This is a genomic window from Paenibacillus sp. J31R109 (assembly GCF_059692055.1).
Window position 1 is genome coordinate 435,940 of record NZ_JCAUAR010000002.1, and the last position, 21,359, is coordinate 457,298.

Here is a 21,359-nt window from a genome sequence, read left to right on the forward strand (position 1 = left end):
ATGCCCGATGCTGGATTAGTTTGGTTTTGCCCAACTATACAGCCATTTTTCTAACTCACAACCCTTTACAAGCCATTTAAGCAGGCAAAATCCAACTAATTCCACTTTTTGATTCACTACATCCGAATTAAGTTGGCAAAATCCAACTAAACTACGTCCCAGGTTTAAACTGTTTCGACTGACCTCTAGCGATACTCAGCGTTTGCCAATCCTGACTCGACCCATGCTTACACAACAACACAATTTGCCCGACATGATAGCCGTAATGCGAAACTTGGCGCTGAATCGCTTGCAAGACGGTATGATGTTCCCCTCGAATCCGCACCAGTGAAAGAACATCTTCAGAGGTTAACGAACCTAGTGTTGTAAAAAGCACTTGCCAACCTTCTTCCCACAAGGCAAGCAAAGCATCCCGAGATAGTCGTTCCCCTTCAAACTCGCCATCGCGATCACGCGTCTCTTTTTCCCCATCTGTGGTTAAGAAATCCGTCCAACGGGACAACATATTCCCATGCATGTGCTTGATAAGAACCTCTAACGAGTTCGATTCTTCATCTAATGTCTCATAAAAAAATGACTCATCCGTTTGGGCAAAAGCACGATCTCCCAACTTTTTCATACTTTGAAAAGCACGTATCGATTCCTGTAGAAAAACATCAGCGATTTGGGCTTGATCTGTCATCTGCATTCCTCTCCTTCGTATCTCGTTGCCTCCATCATATGATAACGGCAAAATGAAGTACAATCGATTATCTTCATCGACTATGAAAAAAAGTTTAATCATGTTACATTTAGGGTATAATCTAAAATCCCGACCTCCGGAGTGTGAATTAAACCGTGACCAACGTATCTTCAACAACTTCTCGCTTTGCCATACAACCTGCAGAAAGAATGAAGGGGCTCCCTACTCAATTCTTTGCAACGCTCGTAGGTAAAGCGAATGCACAAATTGCCGCCGGGCATGACGTCATTAATCTGGGCCAAGGGAATCCAGATCGCCCTACGCCTCCGCATATTGTGACATCCATACAAGAAGCATCGGCTAATCCTTTGTATCACAAATATCCACCCTTCAGTGGCTTTCCTTTCTTGAAGCAAGCGATCGCGCAGCGTTATAAGGAAGATCATAACGTTGATCTGGATCCAGATACGGAAGTTGCCATCCTATTTGGCGGTAAAACTGGACTCATTGAAATCGCGCAGTGCTTATTAAATCCCGGCGATGTCTGCTTAGTCCCTGATCCAGGCTACCCTGATTATTGGTCTGGGGTCGCTCTGGCTGGTGCCGAGATGGCCTTCATGCCGCTGCGGGAAGAAAATAATTTTCTACCTGATTACACGCAGTTGAAACAATCTGACTTGGATCGCGCCAAGCTCATGTTCATTAATTATCCGAACAACCCGACGGGTGCTACCGCTCCCGCTTCCTTTTATGAAGAAACGGTTGCCTTTGCAGAGAAAAATGGTGTCGTAGTTGCAAGTGATTTCGCCTATGGAGCCATTGGGTTTGATGGTCAAAAGCCGATCTCATTCTTACAAACCCCTGGTGCCAAGGAAGTAGGCATTGAGTTCTACACGTTATCCAAAACGTACAATATGGCAGGCTGGCGTGTCGGTTTTGCTCTCGGCAACAAAGAAGTTATCCGCCTGATTAACTTGATGCAAGATCACTACTATTGCTCGTTATTCGGAGGTATTCAAGTCGCGGCAGCTACAGCATTAACAGCTTCACAAGACTGTGTAACTGAGTTACGTGATGTGTACGAGAGCCGTCGAAATGCCCTCTACACTGCGCTTGCCAGCATTGGCTGGCATGCTCGTCCTTCCCAAGGTTCCTTCTTCTCGTGGTTGCCAGTGCCGAAAGGTCATTCCTCCCAGAGTCTAGCTGATCTCCTCTTAGAGGAAGCGAAGGTTGTCGTGGCACCAGGTGTGGGCTTCGGTACACACGGTGAAGGCTATGTCCGACTAGGGCTTCTATCCTCTGAAGAACGCTTAGAAGAAGCCGTACAGCGAATTGGGAAATTGAATCTTTTTGCGTAAACCATTTGGGCAGGCCCAATGTAAGATATGAGCAGTAATCTAGGCTTTTGCTTCTTTACAAAGACTTGCGTACCATGCTATTCTAGTTAGAATTATAATTACAAACAGCAACGTGATGATGGGAATAGTAAGAATCGTACAGCACGTAACCAGAGAGTAAGCTCCACCGACTGAGAGAGCTTGCCGTGAACCGAATCTGAACCTGCCCCTGAACCGTCAACGATGAGTTGAACAGTGCCCTACTGTTATTCAGGGAATAGAGTTGAGTGCATCTGGACATCAGTATGCGCTAATCTAAGGTGGTACCGCGGAAGCAACAGACTTTCGTCCTTATGTTTTAAGGACGAGAGTCTTTTTTGTATTTACATAGCTACGAAAACGAAGGATGGGATGAATATGACTCAGCGAATCGTCGTCAAAATTGGCAGCTCCTCATTAACGTCAGATACGGGTGGCTTGAATCCGGATAAAATACGTTTCTTTGCATCTGAGCTCGCGCACTTGCAACGTAGCGGCAGCCAAGTGCTGCTTGTGACCTCAGGTGCGGTTGCCGCAGGCTTCACGTCCCTTGGCTATCGCACACGCCCCAAGGTGCTGCACGAGAAGCAGGCTGCCGCGGCCGTCGGCCAAGCACTGTTAATGCAAGCGTACCATGAAGCATTTGCATCCCACGGCGTGAGCGTGGCGCAAATCTTGCTGACTCGGTACGACTTCTCCAACCGCAAGCGCGTCCAGAACGCGATGATGACGATCGACGAGCTCCTGCAGCGCGGCGTTGTCCCGATTATTAACGAGAATGACACCGTCTCGGTGGATGAACTGAAATTTGGCGACAATGATACGTTGTCGGCATTGGTAGGCAATTTGGTCAAGGCGAACAAATTGATCATCATTACCGATATGGACGGCCTCTACACAGACGATCCTCGCAAGAACGCGAACGCGCAGCGCATCGAGCGCGTAGACGCCATCAGCGATGAGCTGTTCAGCTTCGCTGGAGGCTCTGGGAGCGCGGTCGGCACCGGCGGCATGCGCTCCAAGGTCGAAGCCGCCCGCATCGCGATGCGCGGGGGCGTGCCGGTCTTCATCGGGCGCGTGCTTGAGCCCGATGATCTCCACCTTGCCGTGCATGGCACGGGCAAGGGAACGTACTTTGACACGGCGCTGAACAATCTGCCGGTCAAGAAACAGTGGGTCGGCTTCCACTCGCTGCCCCAAGGGCAAATCATCGTTGATCAGGGGGCGAAGTCAGCCCTGATCAACGGTGGGAAGAGCTTACTCCCCGCTGGCATCACGTCAGCGGTTGGCGACTTCCACCCCGGCGACGTCGTCGAGGTGATCTGCAGTGAAGGCGCGCTGCTCGGCCGCGGCGTCGTCAATTATGCGGCTTGGCAAGTGCAAGCCGCGGCAGGGCTTTCGACCGATGAAGTTCAGAAGCGCGTCGAAGTATCTCGCATCGAAGTCATTCATCGCGATGAATGGGTGCCTTTGACCTAAGCTTGTAATTACTTATTTCGATTATAGAGAGCGAGGTTCTCCCTACACATGAGACAACAACGATTACTTAATCCAACTTTACGCGATGTACCGGGAGATGCCGAGGCAGCCAGTCACCAACTTATGCTTCGAGCAGGACTCATTCGCCAGTTATCCAGTGGCATTTATTCCTACTTACCCCTGGGCCTTAAAGCCCTTCAACATATTCAAACGATTGTACGTGAAGAAATGGATCGTGCAGGCGCACAAGAGATGCTCATGCCTGCCCTCCATCCTGCCGAATTATGGAAAGCATCCGGTCGTTGGGACGTTTACGGTCCTGAATTAATGCGGTTAGAAGACCGGAATGGTCGCGAGTTCGCGCTAGGCGCAACCCATGAGGAAGTCATCACGACACTCGTTAAAGATGAGATCCATTCGTACAAGAAATTACCCGTAACGCTTTATCAAATCCAAACGAAATATCGGGATGAGCGCAGACCTCGTTTCGGCCTGCTGCGTGGTCGTGAGTTTCTAATGAAGGATGCCTACTCCTTCGACCGCTCAAAAAGTGGTCTCGATGCGAGTTATCAAGCGATGTTTGACGCCTACGTCAACATTTTTACACGCTGCGGTCTTCAATTTCGAGCGGTAGAAGCTGATTCTGGCGCTATCGGCGGCACGGATACACATGAATTTATGGCACTGGCGGATGTCGGTGAAGATACCATCGTTCATTGTCCATCCTGTCAGTACGCAGCGAATTTGGAGAAAGCCACTGGAAGCATTACTAATACAATGAATTCCCATACGGACTTGGCAACTACACAACCCGTTAAAGTGCATACACCAGGTGTAACTTCGATCAAGCAATTAAGCCAATTCCTCCACATTGAACCACAGCACATCATTAAATCGGTCGCCATCCAAGCAGACAGTACACCTGTCATAGTGCTTGTCAGAGGTGACCTCGAAATAAATGAAATTAAGCTGAAACAGGTTCTTGGCGTTGAGGACATCGTTATGCTCTCCGAGGCCGAAATTGCAGGGCTTGGTTCGATTGCAGGTTTTATAGGTCCGATTGGTTTATCCACCGTCAGATTGATTGCAGACACATCGATTCAAGGTTTAAAGAATGCCGTTGTTGGTGCCAATGAAGCTGATTATCATCTTCAACACGTGGATGTCGAACGCGATTTAGGTGAGTTAACCTATGTTGACGTTCGTAACGTCGGTCAAGGCGAAAACTGCATCCACTGCGGACATGAACTCTCTTTTGCTAAAGGTATTGAAGTTGGTCACGTATTTAAGCTCGGCACAAAATATAGTGAATCCCTCGGCGCTTCCTTCACGGATGAGAATGGACTGTCCGAGCCTATGATTATGGGCTGCTATGGGATTGGCGTATCACGCGTATTGGCTGCGGTCATTGAGCAGCATCAAGATGAGCGAGGCATTATATGGCCAAATGCAATTGCACCTTACGATCTCCATCTTTTAACCGTTCAGATGAAAGATGAAGCTCAATTGACATTATCTGAAGAGCTCTACCAAACCCTAACTCGCGCAGGTTTCTCTGTCCTTTGGGATGATCGTGAAGAACGCCCAGGCGTGAAATTCAATGATGCCGATTTACTCGGCTTCCCATTACGCATCACTGTCGGTAAAAAAGCTGGCGAACATATTGTTGAATGTAAAGAGCGCCGTAACGGTGCCGCTTATGAGCTTACTGTCGAACAATTGTTACCGCATTGCCAATCCTTATTGAACTAGGAGGTTCTCCCATGAGTGAAGTTATTTCGAAATCCAAGCTTGCCAAACAAGCTGCCCAAGCGATGGGCAATCTAACGACCGAACAGAAGAATGAAGCTCTGCTTCTTATGGCTGATGCCTTAGTTACGGAACAGCAAGCAATTATTGAAGCCAATGCGAAGGATTTGCAGCGAGGCAAAGAGTTGGGTACCAGCGCGTCCCTACTCGACCGATTGGCGCTTAACGAATCTCGCATCGCAGCGATGGCGGAAGGTCTTCGTCAAATCGCCGAGTTGCCAGATCCGATTGGCGATACGCTAGAATCTTTTGACCGCCCGAATGGTCTGCGGATTCGCAAAATCCGAGTGCCCCTAGGCGTTATCGGTATTATCTATGAAGCTAGACCGAATGTTACGGTGGATGCCGCAGGGTTATGTCTCAAAACTGGCAACGCAGTCGTGCTGCGTGGTGGATCTTCTGCCCTCTTTTCGAATGAGAAAATTGTAGAGGTTCTGCATGCAGCTTTGGAACGTTCTGCCCTGCCTGCCCATGCCCTGCAATTAATTCTAAGCGCTGATCGCAGCTCTGTGGATGAAATGCTGAAGCTTAATGGCCTTATTGATGTACTGATTCCACGTGGTGGGCACTCACTTATTCAAAATGTTGTCAATAACGCCTCCGTCCCAGTCATTGAAACAGGTGCAGGGGTATGTCATACTTTTATAGATCAAAGTGCTGGGCTCGATATGGCGGTACGCATAGGCATTAATGCCAAAGCGCAGCGTCCCTCTGTTTGCAATAGTATGGAAACCTTGCTTGTCCATGAAGCGATTGCTGAGCAACACTTAGCTGCGATTGCCGAATCGTTCCAAGGCGTCAATGTGGAGCTGCGTGGTGACGAGCAGGCAAGGAACCTAGTGCCAAGCATGCTGGTTGCTGAACAAGCTGATTGGGGAACAGAATACGGTGATTATATTTTATCGATCAAAATTGTTAAAGATCTGGATGAGGCGCTGTCCCACATTCGTACGTATGGCACGATGCACTCGGAATGTATCGTAACGGAAGATGCTGCCAATGCAGAGAAATTCCTACAAGAAGTAGATGCAGCTGCTGTCTATCATAATGCTTCGACGCGCTTTACAGATGGCTTTGAGTTTGGATTCGGAGCCGAGATCGGCATTTCCACACAGAAGCTTCATGCACGTGGTCCCATGGGATTGCCTGCCCTAACTTCAACCAAATACCGCGTCTACGGAAGCGGACAAATACGCGAATAAGCTGTATATCCTAAGGAGGAATGCCCGATGTCCACGATGCTATCTCAAGCGAAAATTGCCTTTGTAGGTGCAGGTTCAATGGCAGAAGCCATCGCCCGCGGCCTTATTCAGACGGAAGTAGCCAATCCGAAACATATTTATATGATGAATCGTTCCAATCAAGACAGATTAGCTTATCTTCGCTCGGAATACGGGCTGGAGGCTACTTTAGACCCAGAAACAAAAGATGCCTTCATTCGTGAGGCAGACGTCGTCGTCCTTTGCATGAAGCCTAAGGATGTCGAGACGGCTTTTGCAGAGCTTGCTCCCCTTTTGAATGAGGGGCAGCTGCTGATTTCGGTCATTGCTGGACTATCCATCGAGAAAGCTGAAAAGCTATTACAAACCAACATGCCAATCGTTCGTACCATGCCTAACACCTCTTCAACCATCGGATTGGGCGCAACAGGAATGAGCTTCTCCGCTAAGGTTAATGATACATTCAAGCAGTTCGCTATCCAAATGTTTGAAGCCGTTGGAACCGTCACGATTGTGGACGAAGATAAGTTAGAAATTTTGACAGGCGTGTCCGGAAGCGGCCCTGCTTATGTCTATTATTTCATGGAAGCCATGATTAAAGCAGGAATCGATGGCGGTCTAACCGAAGAAGATGCGCGGCAATTGACACTCCAAACGTTTCTTGGCGCTGCCCATATGGTGCAGCATACGAAGGAAGATCCAGCGGAGTTACGCCGCAAAGTGACGTCTCCTAATGGAGCTACGCAAAAATCAATTGAAGCCTTGGATCGTTTCCAATTTAGCGAAGCAATAACCCAAGCCGTATTTGCTTCCGCTGCACGTGCGAAGGAAATGGGCGAGCAAATTGCTGCCACAAGTCCTGTAGGCAAATCACTCTAAGCGACATTGACAAGTAACAAGTTCGTTTGAATTCTAATTAAAGCAGGTGAAAGTTCGTCATGAGTTCCTATTGTTTAGCAACCTATCGGAGTTTCGATGAGAAAGCCGATTTTCATAAAAAAGCGACAGGTATCGCCATTGGCCTTACTGTTGGCAGTTGGACCGAATTGCCGGAGGCGCAGAAAGCTTCCATGGAGAAGCATCTAGGTAAGGTCGTTTCTGTTGAGGTGCACGAGCCTGGGGCTGGTGAGCCCCTTTCGGGACGCTATGCGGATATCACTATCGCCTATCCGGATGTGAACTTTAGCCGAGATATCCCAGCGCTATTAGTGACTGTATTCGGAAAGTTGTCTATGGACGGCAAAATCAAGCTGATCGATCTTGCATTCTCATCCGATTTCCTCGCGGGATTCCCTGGTCCGAAATTTGGGATGCAAGGTGTTCGAGATCTGCTTGGCGTGCATGACCGTCCGCTGCTTATGAGTATTTTCAAATCCGTTGTAGGGTACGAATTACCGGCTCTTCGCGAACAGTTTTACTTGCAAGCCGCCGGGGGCGTTGATCTGATTAAGGACGACGAGATCCTATTTGAAAATCCGTTAACACCGATGGAAAAACGTATCGCCATCTGTCTAGAAGCAGCTGAACAAGCTACACGAGAAACCGGTCAGAAGCTTCTATATGCCGTCAATTTGACAGGCCCTACTTCCAAACTTGCTGCCCAAGCCAAGAAAGCCATTGCCGCTGGCGCCAATGCTTTGCTTTTCAATGTGTTAGCTTACGGCTTTGATGTGCTGCATGAGTTAAGTGCGGATCCGGACATTAACATTCCAATTATGGCTCATCCTGCGATGGCAGGCGCGACTTATCCGTCACCACATTACGGTATCTCAGCTTCTGTGCTTCTAGGTAAATTGATGCGCTTGGCTGGTGCTGATTTGGTCCTCTTTCCTTCGCCTTACGGCTCTGTTGTCATGCCGCGGGAAGAAAATTTGGCGATTAAACATGTACTCTTAACGAAGGATTTACATAAAGATTACACGTATCAAGTCCCGAATGAAGTAGAATTGAAATTAGCGACTAGCTTCCCAGTGCCATCCGCAGGTATTCATCCTGGCTTAGTTCCGCTTATCCTGCGGGATTTTGGAGGGGATGTCATTGTGAATGCAGGCGGCGGGATCCACGGTCATCCGATGGGAACAATCGCAGGTGGACGAGCTTTCCGCCAAGCTATCGACGCAACACTACAAGGCACATCTTTACGCGACTACGCCCAAACACATCCAGAGTTACAATCAGCTATCGACACATGGGGGATTAGAGAATGAGCAAGGAACGCATTATCTTTTGTGACTTTGACGGTACGATAACCGTTAGCGATAACATCGTCGCGATTATGAAGCATTTCAATCCTGAAGGCTGGGAAGGAATCGTCGAACAAATCGTGACGCAGCAAATCTCCATTCGCGAAGGCGTTGGGGCGATGTTCCATCTGCTGCCTACCTCGCGTAAAGCGGAGATTGTGGACTTTGCGATTAACAATGCTATCATTCGCGATGGTTTTGAAGAATTCGTTACCTACTGTAAGGAGCAAGGGATCACGCTTCTGGTCACGAGCGGAGGTATCGATTTCTTTATTTACCCACTGCTTCGTCCATTTGCGATTCCGGAGAATCATATTTACAGCAATGCCAGCTCTTTCGAAGGAGAAACGATCGAGATTCTATGGCCGAATCCGTGCGATGCTCACTGCCAAACCGATTGTGGGATGTGCAAAACAAGCATCATTCGCTCCTACGATGCTGAGAAATACGAGCGTATTATTATCGGAGACAGCATCACTGATTTTGAGGGTGCTAAGCTTGTGGATACGATTTTTGCCAGATCCTATCTCATTGAACGTTGTGAGCAACTCGGATATGCTTACCACCCCTTCGAAACGTTCTTCGATATCATTAAGCAATTGGAGGCTGAACCGGTCAAATGAGTATTTTATTAGAAGAAAAACAGCGTGCCTTCGCTGAATTGCGTGACATTAAGGCAGATCTCGCGGGGCGTGGATGGTTTCCAGGTACGAGCGGCAACTTATCTGTGCGTGTTGGCGGTTTCGAGCCTGACGCGTTCACTTTCGCGATTACATCCAGCGGTAGAGATAAATCCATTCAAACCCCGGAGGATTTCCTCCTCGTTAATGAAAAGGGCTTGCCGTCCGAAGCAACAAGCTTGAAGCCATCTGCGGAAACGTTGATCCATAGTGAAATTTATCGCTTAACGGGCGCTGGCGCGATTTTCCATGTGCACACGATTTTCAACAACTTAGCTTCCGAGCTTTATGGTGAGCGTGGCAGCATCCCAGTGGATGGTGTTGAGCTTATCAAAGCGTTCAATATTTGGGAAGAGGAAGCGCAAATTGAGATTCCAATTCTGCCCAACTACGCGGAAATTCCGCGTATTGCTGAGCTAGTCGTAGGTGCGATTGTGCCGCGTATTCCGGGTATCGTCCTGCGCAAGCACGGTATTTACGCTTGGGGCGCGAATGCCTTCGAAGCCAAACGGCACCTTGAAGCATTCGAATTCTTATTCGAATATGTGTACCGTTTGCATGTAATGAACAAGTAGTTGAATGAAATCCAAGTGTGAACACGAATAAACACCTGGCTGACAAGTACGATATGTACTGGTTGGCTAGGTGTTTTTGGGTTTGCATCAGCTACTCCTCTACCCTAATTCGAAAATTCCTGCAAATGTGCATCTTTTCCCCTTCTTTTCCTGCGAAGAATAAAAAATTGATGCGAAAATGCATCAATTTCGAGCTCAAACAGCTATTACTCCGATATTCAGCTCAAAAGCCTGCATTTTTGCATCAATTCCTACAAAACTCCGATATTCAGCTCAAAAGCCTGCACTTTTGCATCAATTCCCCAAATACCACGCTCTCCCACAATAGTGCTGATGCATAAGGGAGACAATGAAATGACAAAGGGAGCACCACCGAAGTGGCACCCCCCTCACCTTTTATCTAGTCTGCCTGAAACGCTGCGAATATTCCTTGGCCTGATCCACCGTCGAGACGCGATTGCGACTCCAATCCAGTAGAATCCGATCAATATAGCGGAAATGGACTTTCCCCGCAAATACCGCTTCTTTCAAAGCCGTCATAATCAGCTCTTCTTTGTAATGATCTTTATCTAACCAATTGCTGATCGTTTCCAGCTCCATTGGCGTTAACGGTCTTGCGAATTCATTTTCAATCGTCGTATAAATGTTCTTAACTCGATCATCCGAAGGAGCAGGCGCTTGTGCCGCCAACTCCGCTAACTCTTGGAGCTGCTGCTCAGCCACGCGTTTGGCTAATTTCTTATACAGTGGTGTTAGATTGTACTGCTCACTTCGAAAACCAGTCGTCTCATGCGTTTCCTCATCGATGGCAATAAATTGCTCTCGAATCAGCTTCTGCACACTCGCAATAACAACATCAGGTGAAGCTGACATCCGCTCCTGAATTTCATCTAAAGTCGGAAAGTTGTTCCTATCCTTTTCAACAAAAGAAATGAAATGAATGAGTGTCATGACATCCACTTCACTCAAAAGCATAGCGCGATAATGTTTGAGCAATAGACTCGGTACCGCGACGCTCCCCTCCATAAAGCTATTCATGAGGATGGCTTCAACCTTCATCTGTGTATTCGTTTGAGTACTCATACGTCTTTCCCCTTTCTCCCCATGGACAATGCCACTACTTAAGGGTATAGACGGTATAACAAACGTGGGAACGGAATCGTTTCACGCACATGATCTAAACCGCAAATCCAAGCAACAGTACGTTCTAAGCCCAAACCGAACCCGGAATGCGGTACAGTTCCATATTTACGCAAATCCAAGTACCATTGGTACGCTTCTTGCGATAACTCATGCTCCTTGAAGCGCTGCTCCATCAATTCAGGGTCATCGATCCGTTGACTGCCCCCGATGATTTCGCCATAGCCCTCAGGTGCGATCATGTCGGCACATAGCACGACTTCTGGACGACTAGGATCTGGCTTCATGTAGAAAGCCTTAATTTCCGTAGGCCAGTGTGTGATAAATACCGGCGTTTCGTATTGCGCGGCAATCGCGGTCTCATGCGGAGCTCCAAAATCTTCGCCCCATGCGAATTCATGCCCATTCTTTTGCAAATAATCGACAGCCTCATCGTACGTAATACGTGGGAAACTGCCTTTAATCTTCTCTAGCTTCGATGTATTCCGCTCCAATGTCTCAAGCTCTGCTTGACAGTTTTGAAGCACAGTTTGCACGATATGGGAAACGAATTGCTCTTGAACCTCAAGGTTTTCCACGTGATCCACGAAAGCCATTTCGGGCTCAATCATCCAAAACTCAATCAAATGTCGACGCGTCTTCGATTTCTCTGCTCGGAATGTTGGACCGAAAGAGTATACGCGGCCTAGCGCCATCGCAGCCGCTTCCATGTAGAGCTGTCCGCTTTGTGTAAGGAAAGCATCTTCATCAAAATATTTCGTGTGGAACAAGTTGGTCGTGCCTTCGCAAGAGGATGGCGTCAAAATCGGTGGATCCACCAAATGAAAGCCGCGGTCATTGAAGAACCCTTGAACGGCTTTGATAATTTCAGCACGGATCACAAGTACGGCACGCTGACGCGGGCTCCGAATCCACAGATGACGATTGTCCATTAGGAAATCTACGCCATGCTCCTTCGGTGTAATCGGATACTCCTCGGTTACTTGAATGATCTCAACGCCTGTGACATCTAGCTCGAAACCACCTTTACTGCGGGTGTCTTCTTTCACTTTGCCCGTTATGTATAAGGAGCTCTCTTGGGTTAACTTAGAAGCCGCTTCCCATGCCTCTTCACTCACTTCACTTTTCACAACAACACCTTGTATATATCCCGAACCGTCGCGAAGCTGCAAAAATTGAATTTTACCGCTGGAACGCTTCTTGTTTAGCCAACAGCCGATGGTGACTGACTCGCCGACATGATGATTAACTTCACCTATTGTACTTTTCATTTGAATATCTTCCTCCTTAGAACTGAAGATCACTGAAGATCTACTCTATTGTACACTATTTGACGATTTCCACGAAAGAATCACGGGGTCTGCGATTTCACCAGACTATACGTATCCTGAGCAATTACCCATTCCTCATTGGTCGGGATCACTAGGACCTCAACACGTGAATCAAGCTTCGTAATTCGCTTCTCAATGCCTCTTCCTTGCCCATTCGCTTCCTCGTCAAAATCAACACCTAGGAAGCTCAGTCCCTCGCAGACCGCTTTGCGCAGCGGCGCAGAGTTCTCGCCTACGCCGGCGGTGAAGACAATCGCATCGACGCCATTCATCGCTGCGGCATAAGCCCCGATGTACTTGCGTAATCGATACGCATACATCTCAAAAGCCAAGGTAGCGTTCTTATCGCCCGCTTCCATCGCTTCCACGATCTCCCGCATATCGCTGGAGATCCCCGAGATCGCCTGCAGTCCGCTATGCTTATTCAGCATGGAGCTCACCTCGCCGATCGTCAAATCCTCCTTGCCCATCACGAAAGGCACGATGGCCGGATCCAGATCGCCGCTGCGCGTGCCCATCATCAGACCCTCGAGCGGGGTCATCCCCATGCTCGTGTCAACCGACTGGCCGCCCCATACAGCGGCGCAGGAAGCGCCATTACCTATGTGACAGGTAATGAGCTTCAACTGCTCCAGCGGGCGTCCTAGAAAGGCTGCGGCACGCTCGCTGACGTACTTGTGCGACGTGCCGTGGAAACCGTAACGGCGCACCTTGTGCTTCCGGTAGAGAGCCATCGGCACCGGATACAGATACGCCTTCGCCGGCATGGACTGATGGAAGGCGGTGTCGAAGACGACGGCCTGCGGCACGCCAGGCATGTTCACTTCCACCGCCGTGATGCCCAGCATGTGCGCCGGGTTGTGCAGCGGCGCCAAATCGAAGAGACGCCGAATCTCTTTCTTCACCTCGTCCGTGACGAGGACAGAGTTCTTGAACGATTCGCCGCCGTGGACGACACGGTGGCCAACGGCATCGATCTGCGAGATGGAGGTCAACACGCCATGCTCGGGGTGAACCAGCACATCCAGCACGCGGCGGATGGCGGTCGTGTGCTCTAGAATTTCATCTACCTTGTGTAATTCTGCCTTATTCGCTGGCTCGTGCATCAGGATCGCGGTATCCATGCCAATGCGCTCTACTCTGCCTTTGGCGAGCACCTTCGCATTTTCCATATCATAAAGTTGATATTTCACGGATGAGCTGCCAGCATTAATCACCAGAATGTTCACAGTCGGTCACCATCCTTGTCGTAACGGAAGAAGCCTTCCCCAGTCTTGGTCCCCAGATGCCCCGCACGCACCATTTGCTTCAACAAATAGGACGGTCGATATTTGATATCGCCGTATTCTCGGAACATCCCTTCTAGCGCAGCCAGAACAGCGTCGAGTCCGAATCGGTCACACATTTCTAAGGGGCCGTGCTTAAACTCATAGCCTATGCGCATAGCCTGATCAATATCTTCCGCCGAAGCGACACCTTCGGATAAGGTGTGCAGCGCCTCGTTGATGAGCGTGCAGATCAAGCGGGTCGTAATATACCCCGGCGATTCATTGACCTTAATACTCTTTTTCGACAGTAAATCGTCAACAAAACGGCGAGTGTGTTCATAAGTTTCGTCTGATGTTTTCATAGCCCGAACGATTTCAACCAGATTTACTTTGGCAACCGGATGCAAGAAGTGCAAACCAATTACTCGCTCTGGATGCGTCGTTATGGCAGCGATTTCCGTTACACTTAATGTGGAAGTATTCGTTGCCAAAATAATGTGTGGCGAACATATTTGATTGAGCTGGAAAAAGATATGTTTCTTAGCATTCAAATCTTCGGAAATCGTTTCAATGACAAGATCACAACTTGCCATGTCCTGGATCGAATCAGCTCTTTTTATTTTGGATAAAATCGATTTCTTTTCTGCTTCGGTCAATGCCCACCGCTCAATTTGCTTATCTAAACTAACCGTAATTAACTCGATCGCTCGGTCTAGTTTTTCAGTTGATTTCTCTGCAATCATAACGTCAAGGCCACGGGCTGCCAGCATTTCCGAAATACCTTGTCCCATCGTTCCTCCGCCAATTACACCAATTGTTCTAAACATCATAGCTCGTTTCTCCTTCTTCCATGCAACTTGCTTATCTCTTATGGTTTACACTTAGTATATGTATAAGTACCGCCCTAGGCAAAGACAAGAACCGCTGGCCTAATTGGCCAACGGTCATATTATGCACTTTGAGATACCGAGGCGTCAAATAAGGCGCGAAATGTTTCCCCGGAGAGTACTTCTTCCCTCATCAAAATAGCAAAAGCATGCTCGAAAATACCGCGTTGCTCATCTAACATGTTTTTCGTTCTTCGCATTAATGCATCCAGAATGGCCGCATTTTCTTTCATAAGTTGTTCCTTCGTCACCATATCACGATCAATGATGCCTAAGCTGGTTAGTCCAGCGTCCATCATATTACGAACCATGGAAAGCGATTGTTCAAAATCATTTCGTGATCCCGTGCTGCGACCACCGTAAATCATTTCTTCAGCGGCAGCTCCACCAAGGGCAATCATAATTTGATCTTCGATATAATCCTTCGTATACAAATAATGATCCTGCGGAGGATTATGACGAACGTAGCCTAATGCTTTTCCCCGTGGGCTTACGGTAACCTGTGAAACTGAACCTGGTCTAACTAGCTCTGCAATAATAGCATGGCCTAATTCATGATACGCCACACGTTCTTTCTCTTCATTCGCCGTTTCTTTATCTGTCCGTTCACCCATCATCACTTTATCGATCGCTGAAGCCAAATGTGGCTGCTCAATCGCTGGCTTGTCTTCTCGCATGGCATAAATAGCCGCTTCATTCAACACGCCTTCTAGCTGTGCACCTGAGAAACCAAACGTTTGTTCCGCCGTTGTATCCAACGTAACACCTTCTGCCAAGGGCTTATTTTTGGCATGGATATGAAGAATAGCTAAGCGGCCCTTTTTATCTGGGAGATCTACCTCAATATGACGGTCGAAACGCCCCGGACGCAGCAAAGCGCTATCGAGCATTTCCTTTCTGTTGGTAGCAGCAATAATTAAGATGCGCGGCGCATCATTTGTATGAATGCCATCCATCTCGGTCAACAATTGATTCAAGGTTTGGTCATACTCACGCTGTTGACCCCCATCACGCTTACCGCCGATAACATCAATTTCATCAATAAAAATAATGGCATTATCCTTGCCCTCTTTTAGCGCACGCGCTCTGGCATCATTAAATAAATCTCTCACCCGGCTTGCACCGACACCCACATACATCTCCACAAATTCACTGCCTGAAGCAGCCATATAGACGGAATTCGTATAATGAGCTGCTGCCTTCGCCATTAAAGTTTTCCCTGTACCTGGAGGCCCAGTCAGAAGTAGACCTTTCAGAGGACGAATGCCTAACTTCTTAATTTCCTCATGCTTAATTAAAAAATCGAGAGCTTCCATCAATTCTTTTTTCGCTCGATCTTGTCCACCAATCTCATCAAAAGTCAAAAAAGACGGAGTCTTATTTTTACTTTTACGATCTCCGCCGCCTCCAGCAGCTCCGATACCACCGCGAGTTTTCATCATATAGAATAAAGAAACACCAAGTGCACTAACGAAAATAATCGGCAGCACATTCACACCTTGAAAAGCTAAAAACACGAGCAGAACAGGAATAAATCCAATGCTTATCTCTTTATATATTTTACTCATTCGGCCACACTCCGATCTGGGAGACTCTTGGCAGCATGATAAATTTCGTCGCATCACCATCTGTTAAACGGATATATACGTTGTGTTCATCCATCTCACTATCTACTTTCATCGTAGGCACACCATCAGCATACTTCTGTAAAGTTGTTGGAATATCCGCATAATGTTTTGTTTCCATCGCTTGTGCTACTTCAAATAAAGCTTTGGACCACCATTGATCCAGCTTCTCCGAAGACTGATTTTTAATCGATATATTCACAGTACGCTTCGCAATACTCGACGCGCCATCTTTTTTAATTAATTCTACAACTTGGCGTAAGTTTGCATCAGGCTTGAGTGTCAACTCAATATCCACTTGATTGGAAGAAAGCTTCATGGTGGAATCCGTCACTCCTGGCGCATGATTAATGATATTGGATAGTGGATTTTCCACTGCAAAGCTTGTATAGGCGAACCAGCCGCCGAAAAGTACACCTGCTGAAATAATCACGCTAAAAATCACAGGTAAAACGCGCAGCTTCATCTTCATGGATTGGCGTCCACCTTTCTGTAATGATTTATTTTGTCCCCAAAAAGCTATACGATTAGTATATCACTTTATCTATACGGGATGCCTTATGCAAACAGTGGAAACTAAAAAAACTCAACCTTCTTATTGAAGGCTGAGTCGATAGGTGTCCAAAAACGTTCCATCTTTGAAGGCATAATAATCATAGAAATACCGAGTACCTCTATCATCCTTCGTCTTATAAAACACTTCCCATACAAAATCATTTCCTAATCTTCCTGGCATAACGCGTTCAATTTCACTACTCGGCGCTTTCGCCATTACAGCTGCGCGGGCTTGCTCCTCTGTGAATGCTTCATCCGTTATCTCTGTATGAACTTCTTGATCTGACACCCAAGCAACTAAACGCTGGCCAAGCTTATTTTCGCCGTATACAATTTGATAGGCCTCATCACCATAGAAAAAATCGACTTTGGTGGCTTTAGTCATCATACTGCCCTCGTAAGCTTTCTCTACAGCAACACGTTTCTCATCCCAGTGCTCATTCTGTATATTAAGGTAGAATCGGCTAAGCACAACACCTAGCGTTAGTACAATAAAAACGCCAAGTGTAATCGTCCGCTTCGCATTCATGAACGCCGCGCACCTCCCCACATGCCCTTACTCCGCATTCATTTAACCAATGAGTTTATCGAAGCTAAGTTCAAATTCACGTTTAATTTTCTCTTCGTCAAGCGTTAAGCATTCGCCTTTGCGTACAATCCAATTCCCGTCTACACAAACATCTACAACATCTTTCGCGCAAGCCGAGTACACAATGTGAGAAACGAAGTCGGTCTTCGGTAAGAAATGAGGTTGATCGATGTCTAATGCGATGAAATCTGCTTTCATGCCGGGTTCAAGCAGTCCAACATTATCTAACCAGATGGATTCCGCTCCCATACGCGTTCCCAACAGTAAAGCTTCTTTCGCAGGTACTGCCAAAGGGTCTCCGGATACACCTTTATGAATAAGTGCCGCTAAACGCATTTCTTCAAACATATCCAAATTGTTGTTGGAAGCTGCACCATCCGTACCTAACGAAACCTTGACTCCTGCACGAAGCAAGTCAGGAACACGGGCTACGCCACTCGCAAGTTTCAAATTGCTTCCTGGATTGTGGGACACACGTACATCATATTTACTAAGAATCGCGATTTCTTCATCATTTAAATGAACGCCATGCGCAACCAAAGTTGGCCGTGTGAACACACCTAGCTTTTCCAAGTGAGCTACTGGACGTGCCCCATACTGCTCTACATTGCCTTCAACTTCACGTCTTGTCTCAGACATGTGTGTATGGATAGGCAAATTAAGATCATGGGCAACTTGTACAATGCGCTCGATATAATCAGGAGGACAAGTATATGGTGCATGTGGTGACATCATCGTTGTAATTCTGCCATTTGCTTTACCGTGCCAATTTGTCGCAAACTCCGTTGCTTCTTTGAGCTTTGCTGTTTGAACATCAGGTGGACAAAGACCGATAACACCTCGAGTTAATACGCCACGCATACCGGAATCTTCTACAGCAAGTGCTACTTCATTCATATGGTCATACATGTCGACAAATGTAGTTGTGCCGCCCTTGATCATTTCCAGGATCGACAATCGTGTTCCCCATTTCACGTCCTGCGAAGTGAATTTCCCTTCCATTGGCCACATTTTTTCCTCTAGCCATACTTGTAGGGCTAAGTCATCCCCATACCCGCGGAGCAGTGACATGGCAGCATGTCCATGTGTATTAACAAGTCCAGGCATGTACAATTTATTTGTCCCATCTATCACTTCGTCATAATTTTCTAATGGTTCTGGGACTTCTGCTCCCAAATATGTAATTTGACTGCCTTCGATGACCATACAGCCCTTGATGGATGATTTGTCTTCCTTATTAGTAATAAAAATACCATTTGAAATTAATGTTTTTTTCATAGTAAAAAACCCTCTCTATGCTCATTCTATAAACAGCTACTGCTCCATAAACTTTACATCTTCAGGCTTGTAAAATCAAGGAAGCTGAGCACGATTTCAAAGATGTTGAGAAATTGTAAATTGTCACGGAATTTTCGTTGCTTTAGCACTAATGAGTATGATACTTTAAACCTTGTGAGTTTTTTCTACAATTTGGTCTTTTTCGATTAACAAATTCGTTTAAAAACTTGTACATATAGTAAAAATTAGGAGGATTCTATGACAACGTTATTCACCAGAAAGAATGAAGTCGATTTCTTGCAACTTCTCATTCGTGCTGCAGAGAACGCTCTAGAAACAGCTCAACTGTTTCGCACAGCGATGATGGGTGAAAAACCCCCAATTGAATATGTCAAAGCGATTCATGATCTGGAACATGCAGGTGACTCGATTACCCACGACATCTTCAGAGGTCTGAACAAAGTATTTATCACCCCAATTGATCGGGAAGATATTATGGTTCTTGCTTCTAAAGTAGACGATGTTACAGACGGCATTGAAGCAACAATTGCTCGTTTCGACTATTTAAATGTTTCTCATACGGATTCTTATATGAAAGATTTCTCAGGCGTAATCGTTGACTCTTGTCAGCATATGTTAGATGCCTTCAAGCTATTGGCTAAGAAAAAATATATGCAAATTCCGGAACATACCGTGGCTATAAATAAGCTCGAAAATGATGGAGATCGTTTAATGCGCGAAGGAATTCGCCAAATTTTCATCACGCGCAAAGATGTGTACGAAGATTTTAAACTCAAAGAAATTTATGAGCGCCTTGAAGAAACAACTGATGCTTGTGAGGATGTCGCTAACATTCTAGACAGTGTAGTACTTCGTTATTCTTAAGACGAGATGTCTTGGTGTACGAGGAAAGTTTTCCAATTGGAAAACGCTAGGAGGAATTCATGTTAACTTATTTGATCATTATCGTTGTATTAGCACTGCTATTCGATTTCATCAACGGTTTTCACGATACAGCTAATGCGATCGCAACTTCGATATCTACGCGAGCACTAAGCCCACGGGTAGCTATTTTCATGGCAGCTTCACTTAATTTTGTAGGCGCCATGGTATCTTCCGAAGTAGCCAAAACAGTTGGTGGTAGTATTGCGAATCCAGCCAAAATCGAAAATGGTGTTGAAGTTGTAATAGCCGCTTTACTTGCCGCCATCATTTGGAACCTGCTCACCTGGTATCTTTCGATTCCGTCTTCTTCCTCCCATACACTGCTTGGTTCCTTAGCTGGAGCAGTTATAGCGGGCGCTGGCTTTAATGGCGTGAATTGGAGTGGGTTCACTCAAATTATTATTATTCTGATTCTGTCACCGATCATTGCCTTCATATTAGGCTATCTCATCATGGTGTTGATCAAATATATCGTAATTTGGACAGGCAACACGTCCCGATCTAAGCTAAATCGTGGATTTCGTACGTTACAAATCCTGTCTGCCGGATTGCTTTCCTACTCGCATGGTGGAAATGATGCACAAAAGGCGATGGGGATTATCGTATTTGGTCTCGTTGCGGCTGGCGTTCAAGATGATTTGAACGTACCGCTCTGGGTAAAAATTGCTGCAGCTCTCGCGATGGGTCTTGGAACGTCGATTGGCGGATGGCGTATCATCAAAACCGTGTCTGGTAAAATTGTCAAAATTGAACCCATTAACGGTTTCGCGGCAGACTTAACGTCTTCCATTGTTATTCAAATCTCCACGTTCATCGGCAAACCGTTGTCAACGACACATGTAATTTCCTCCGCGATCATCGGAACAGGAAGTGTCATGCGTTTCCATGAAGTTCAATGGGGCACTGTAGGTCGCATGCTTATCACTTGGATTATCACGATTCCAATTTCCATGGTGCTAGCCTACTCTTTGTACTTTGCGATTTTCCGTTTAATCATGTAATCAAACAAAAGGCACGACCCGCTGAAGTTGCGCGGGCCGTGCCTTTTTTCATTTAATCTAAGTAGTACGCCAGGCTCTGAAGTTCCGTCGTGAAGTCTGCATAATGTACGCGAACATCTGGCGGTACTTTAATAATACAAGGAGCAAAATTCAGAATCGCTTCAATCCCACAGGCAACGAATTCATTGGCCACATTTTGCGCCTCATTTGCTGGCACTGTAATAATACCAATTCTCACACCAAGGTCAGACAAGACTGATTTCATTTGATCCATAGGCAGTACGACCAAGTTATTAATAACTTCACCTGTTTTAGATGGCATGGCATCGAATACAGCGACAATTTTCATATCATTCCGTAAGTAGGTATTATAATTGCAAAGGGCTCTCCCCAAGTTGCCCGCACCTACGAGTGCAACTTGGATATGTCGATCCAATTTCAGGATCTGCCTAATCTTCTCAATGAGATAATTGATATCATAACCGATTCCTTTTTTGCCAAACTCACCGAAATAAGCAAGATCCTTACGGATTTGAGCCGGATTTAGATCCAGCTTCTGACCTAAATCCTGAGAAGACACAGTGGATACATTGTTCATTTGCAATTCATTGAGATAACGCAAATAGATCGGTAAACGACGGACAACGGCTTCTGATATTTTTTGTGTTTTCACGTT

20 protein-coding genes are annotated in these 21,359 nt (G+C 46.7%); 10 read left to right on the plus strand and 10 right to left on the minus strand.

Translation table 11 applies throughout. The annotated features are described in order from the left end of the window. Positions 1-151 precede the first annotated feature (151 nt). Positions 152-682 carry a DUF1572 family protein gene (locus tag AC58QT_RS07560; RefSeq protein ID WP_497408416.1) on the minus strand — a complete coding sequence of 177 codons (531 nt, stop codon included), beginning with the start codon at positions 680-682 and terminating at the stop codon, positions 152-154. Positions 683-837: 155 nt separating this feature from the next. On the opposite strand from AC58QT_RS07560, the gene AC58QT_RS07565 reads away from it, so the two are divergent. The 8 genes from AC58QT_RS07565 to mtnB all read left to right on the plus strand — a co-directional run bounded on the left by AC58QT_RS07565 (position 838) and on the right by mtnB (position 10,064). Continuing rightward, positions 838-2,040, plus strand: coding sequence for a pyridoxal phosphate-dependent aminotransferase (locus AC58QT_RS07565; RefSeq protein WP_497408417.1), 1,203 nt, complete (start codon positions 838-840; stop codon positions 2,038-2,040). Between the two features lie 396 nt (positions 2,041-2,436). Continuing rightward, the gene (proB, locus tag AC58QT_RS07570; protein ID WP_497408418.1) at positions 2,437-3,537 is read left to right on the plus strand and encodes a glutamate 5-kinase; all 1,101 of its coding nucleotides are present in this window, start codon (positions 2,437-2,439) and stop codon (positions 3,535-3,537) included. Between the two features lie 48 nt (positions 3,538-3,585). Beyond that, entirely contained in the window at positions 3,586-5,289 is a 1,704-nt protein-coding gene (locus AC58QT_RS07575) for a proline--tRNA ligase (RefSeq protein ID WP_497408419.1), read from the plus strand. Between the two features lie 11 nt (positions 5,290-5,300). Continuing rightward, a complete protein-coding gene (locus tag AC58QT_RS07580; RefSeq protein ID WP_497408420.1) occupies positions 5,301-6,548 on the plus strand; it encodes a glutamate-5-semialdehyde dehydrogenase in 1,248 nt (415 codons plus the stop codon). Between the two features lie 27 nt (positions 6,549-6,575). Further along, on the plus strand, positions 6,576-7,445 hold the full coding sequence (proC, locus tag AC58QT_RS07585; protein ID WP_497408421.1) for a pyrroline-5-carboxylate reductase: 870 nt from the start codon (positions 6,576-6,578) through the stop codon (positions 7,443-7,445). A 59-nt stretch (positions 7,446-7,504) separates the two neighbouring features. Next, complete coding sequence (locus AC58QT_RS07590; RefSeq protein ID WP_497408422.1) at positions 7,505-8,773, plus strand: 2,3-diketo-5-methylthiopentyl-1-phosphate enolase; 1,269 nt, start codon at positions 7,505-7,507, stop codon at positions 8,771-8,773. Beyond that, positions 8,770-9,432: a 2-hydroxy-3-keto-5-methylthiopentenyl-1-phosphate phosphatase gene (locus AC58QT_RS07595; RefSeq protein ID WP_497408423.1), complete on the plus strand. Its 663-nt coding sequence runs from the start codon at positions 8,770-8,772 to the stop codon at positions 9,430-9,432. Before AC58QT_RS07590 ends, AC58QT_RS07595 begins: the two co-directional genes overlap by 4 nt. Beyond that, positions 9,429-10,064 (plus strand): methylthioribulose 1-phosphate dehydratase, encoded by a 636-nt coding sequence (mtnB, locus tag AC58QT_RS07600; RefSeq protein ID WP_497408424.1) that lies wholly within the window; start codon positions 9,429-9,431, stop codon positions 10,062-10,064. Before AC58QT_RS07595 ends, mtnB begins: the two co-directional genes overlap by 4 nt. Before the next feature lie 396 nt (positions 10,065-10,460). On the opposite strand, the gene AC58QT_RS07605 is transcribed toward mtnB, so the two are convergent. From AC58QT_RS07605 to AC58QT_RS07640, 8 genes are all read right to left on the minus strand, one after another. Next, positions 10,461-11,147 (minus strand): DnaD domain-containing protein, encoded by a 687-nt coding sequence (locus AC58QT_RS07605; protein WP_497408425.1) that lies wholly within the window; start codon positions 11,145-11,147, stop codon positions 10,461-10,463. A 38-nt stretch (positions 11,148-11,185) separates the two neighbouring features. Then, positions 11,186-12,481: an asparagine--tRNA ligase gene (gene asnS / locus AC58QT_RS07610; protein WP_497408856.1), complete on the minus strand. Its 1,296-nt coding sequence runs from the start codon at positions 12,479-12,481 to the stop codon at positions 11,186-11,188. A 74-nt stretch (positions 12,482-12,555) separates the two neighbouring features. Then, positions 12,556-13,764 carry an acetate kinase gene (locus tag AC58QT_RS07615; RefSeq protein ID WP_497408426.1) on the minus strand — a complete coding sequence of 403 codons (1,209 nt, stop codon included), beginning with the start codon at positions 13,762-13,764 and terminating at the stop codon, positions 12,556-12,558. After that, on the minus strand, positions 13,761-14,633 hold the full coding sequence (locus AC58QT_RS07620; RefSeq protein WP_497408427.1) for a 3-hydroxyacyl-CoA dehydrogenase family protein: 873 nt from the start codon (positions 14,631-14,633) through the stop codon (positions 13,761-13,763). Before AC58QT_RS07620 ends, AC58QT_RS07615 begins: the two co-directional genes overlap by 4 nt. Positions 14,634-14,752: 119 nt before the next feature. Next, positions 14,753-16,258, minus strand: coding sequence for an AAA family ATPase (locus AC58QT_RS07625; protein WP_497408428.1), 1,506 nt, complete (start codon positions 16,256-16,258; stop codon positions 14,753-14,755). Next, complete coding sequence (locus AC58QT_RS07630; RefSeq protein ID WP_497408429.1) at positions 16,251-16,787, minus strand: hypothetical protein; 537 nt, start codon at positions 16,785-16,787, stop codon at positions 16,251-16,253. Before AC58QT_RS07630 ends, AC58QT_RS07625 begins: the two co-directional genes overlap by 8 nt. A 123-nt stretch (positions 16,788-16,910) precedes the next feature. Beyond that, positions 16,911-17,399 (minus strand): cell wall elongation regulator TseB-like domain-containing protein, encoded by a 489-nt coding sequence (locus AC58QT_RS07635; RefSeq protein ID WP_497408430.1) that lies wholly within the window; start codon positions 17,397-17,399, stop codon positions 16,911-16,913. A gap of 42 nt (positions 17,400-17,441) precedes the next feature. Then, entirely contained in the window at positions 17,442-18,737 is a 1,296-nt protein-coding gene (locus tag AC58QT_RS07640) for an amidohydrolase (RefSeq protein WP_497408431.1), read from the minus strand. Between the two features lie 258 nt (positions 18,738-18,995). On the opposite strand from AC58QT_RS07640, the gene AC58QT_RS07645 reads away from it, so the two are divergent. Both AC58QT_RS07645 and AC58QT_RS07650 read left to right on the plus strand, forming a co-directional pair. Further along, positions 18,996-19,622: a DUF47 domain-containing protein gene (locus AC58QT_RS07645; protein WP_310223556.1), complete on the plus strand. Its 627-nt coding sequence runs from the start codon at positions 18,996-18,998 to the stop codon at positions 19,620-19,622. 59 nt (positions 19,623-19,681) lie between these two features. Next, positions 19,682-20,683: an inorganic phosphate transporter gene (locus AC58QT_RS07650; protein ID WP_497408432.1), complete on the plus strand. Its 1,002-nt coding sequence runs from the start codon at positions 19,682-19,684 to the stop codon at positions 20,681-20,683. 52 nt (positions 20,684-20,735) lie between these two features. Here the strand turns inward: AC58QT_RS07650 and AC58QT_RS07655 are convergent, their stop codons facing one another. Next, a complete protein-coding gene (locus AC58QT_RS07655; protein WP_497408433.1) occupies positions 20,736-21,356 on the minus strand; it encodes a redox-sensing transcriptional repressor Rex in 621 nt (206 codons plus the stop codon). Positions 21,357-21,359 lie beyond the last annotated feature (3 nt).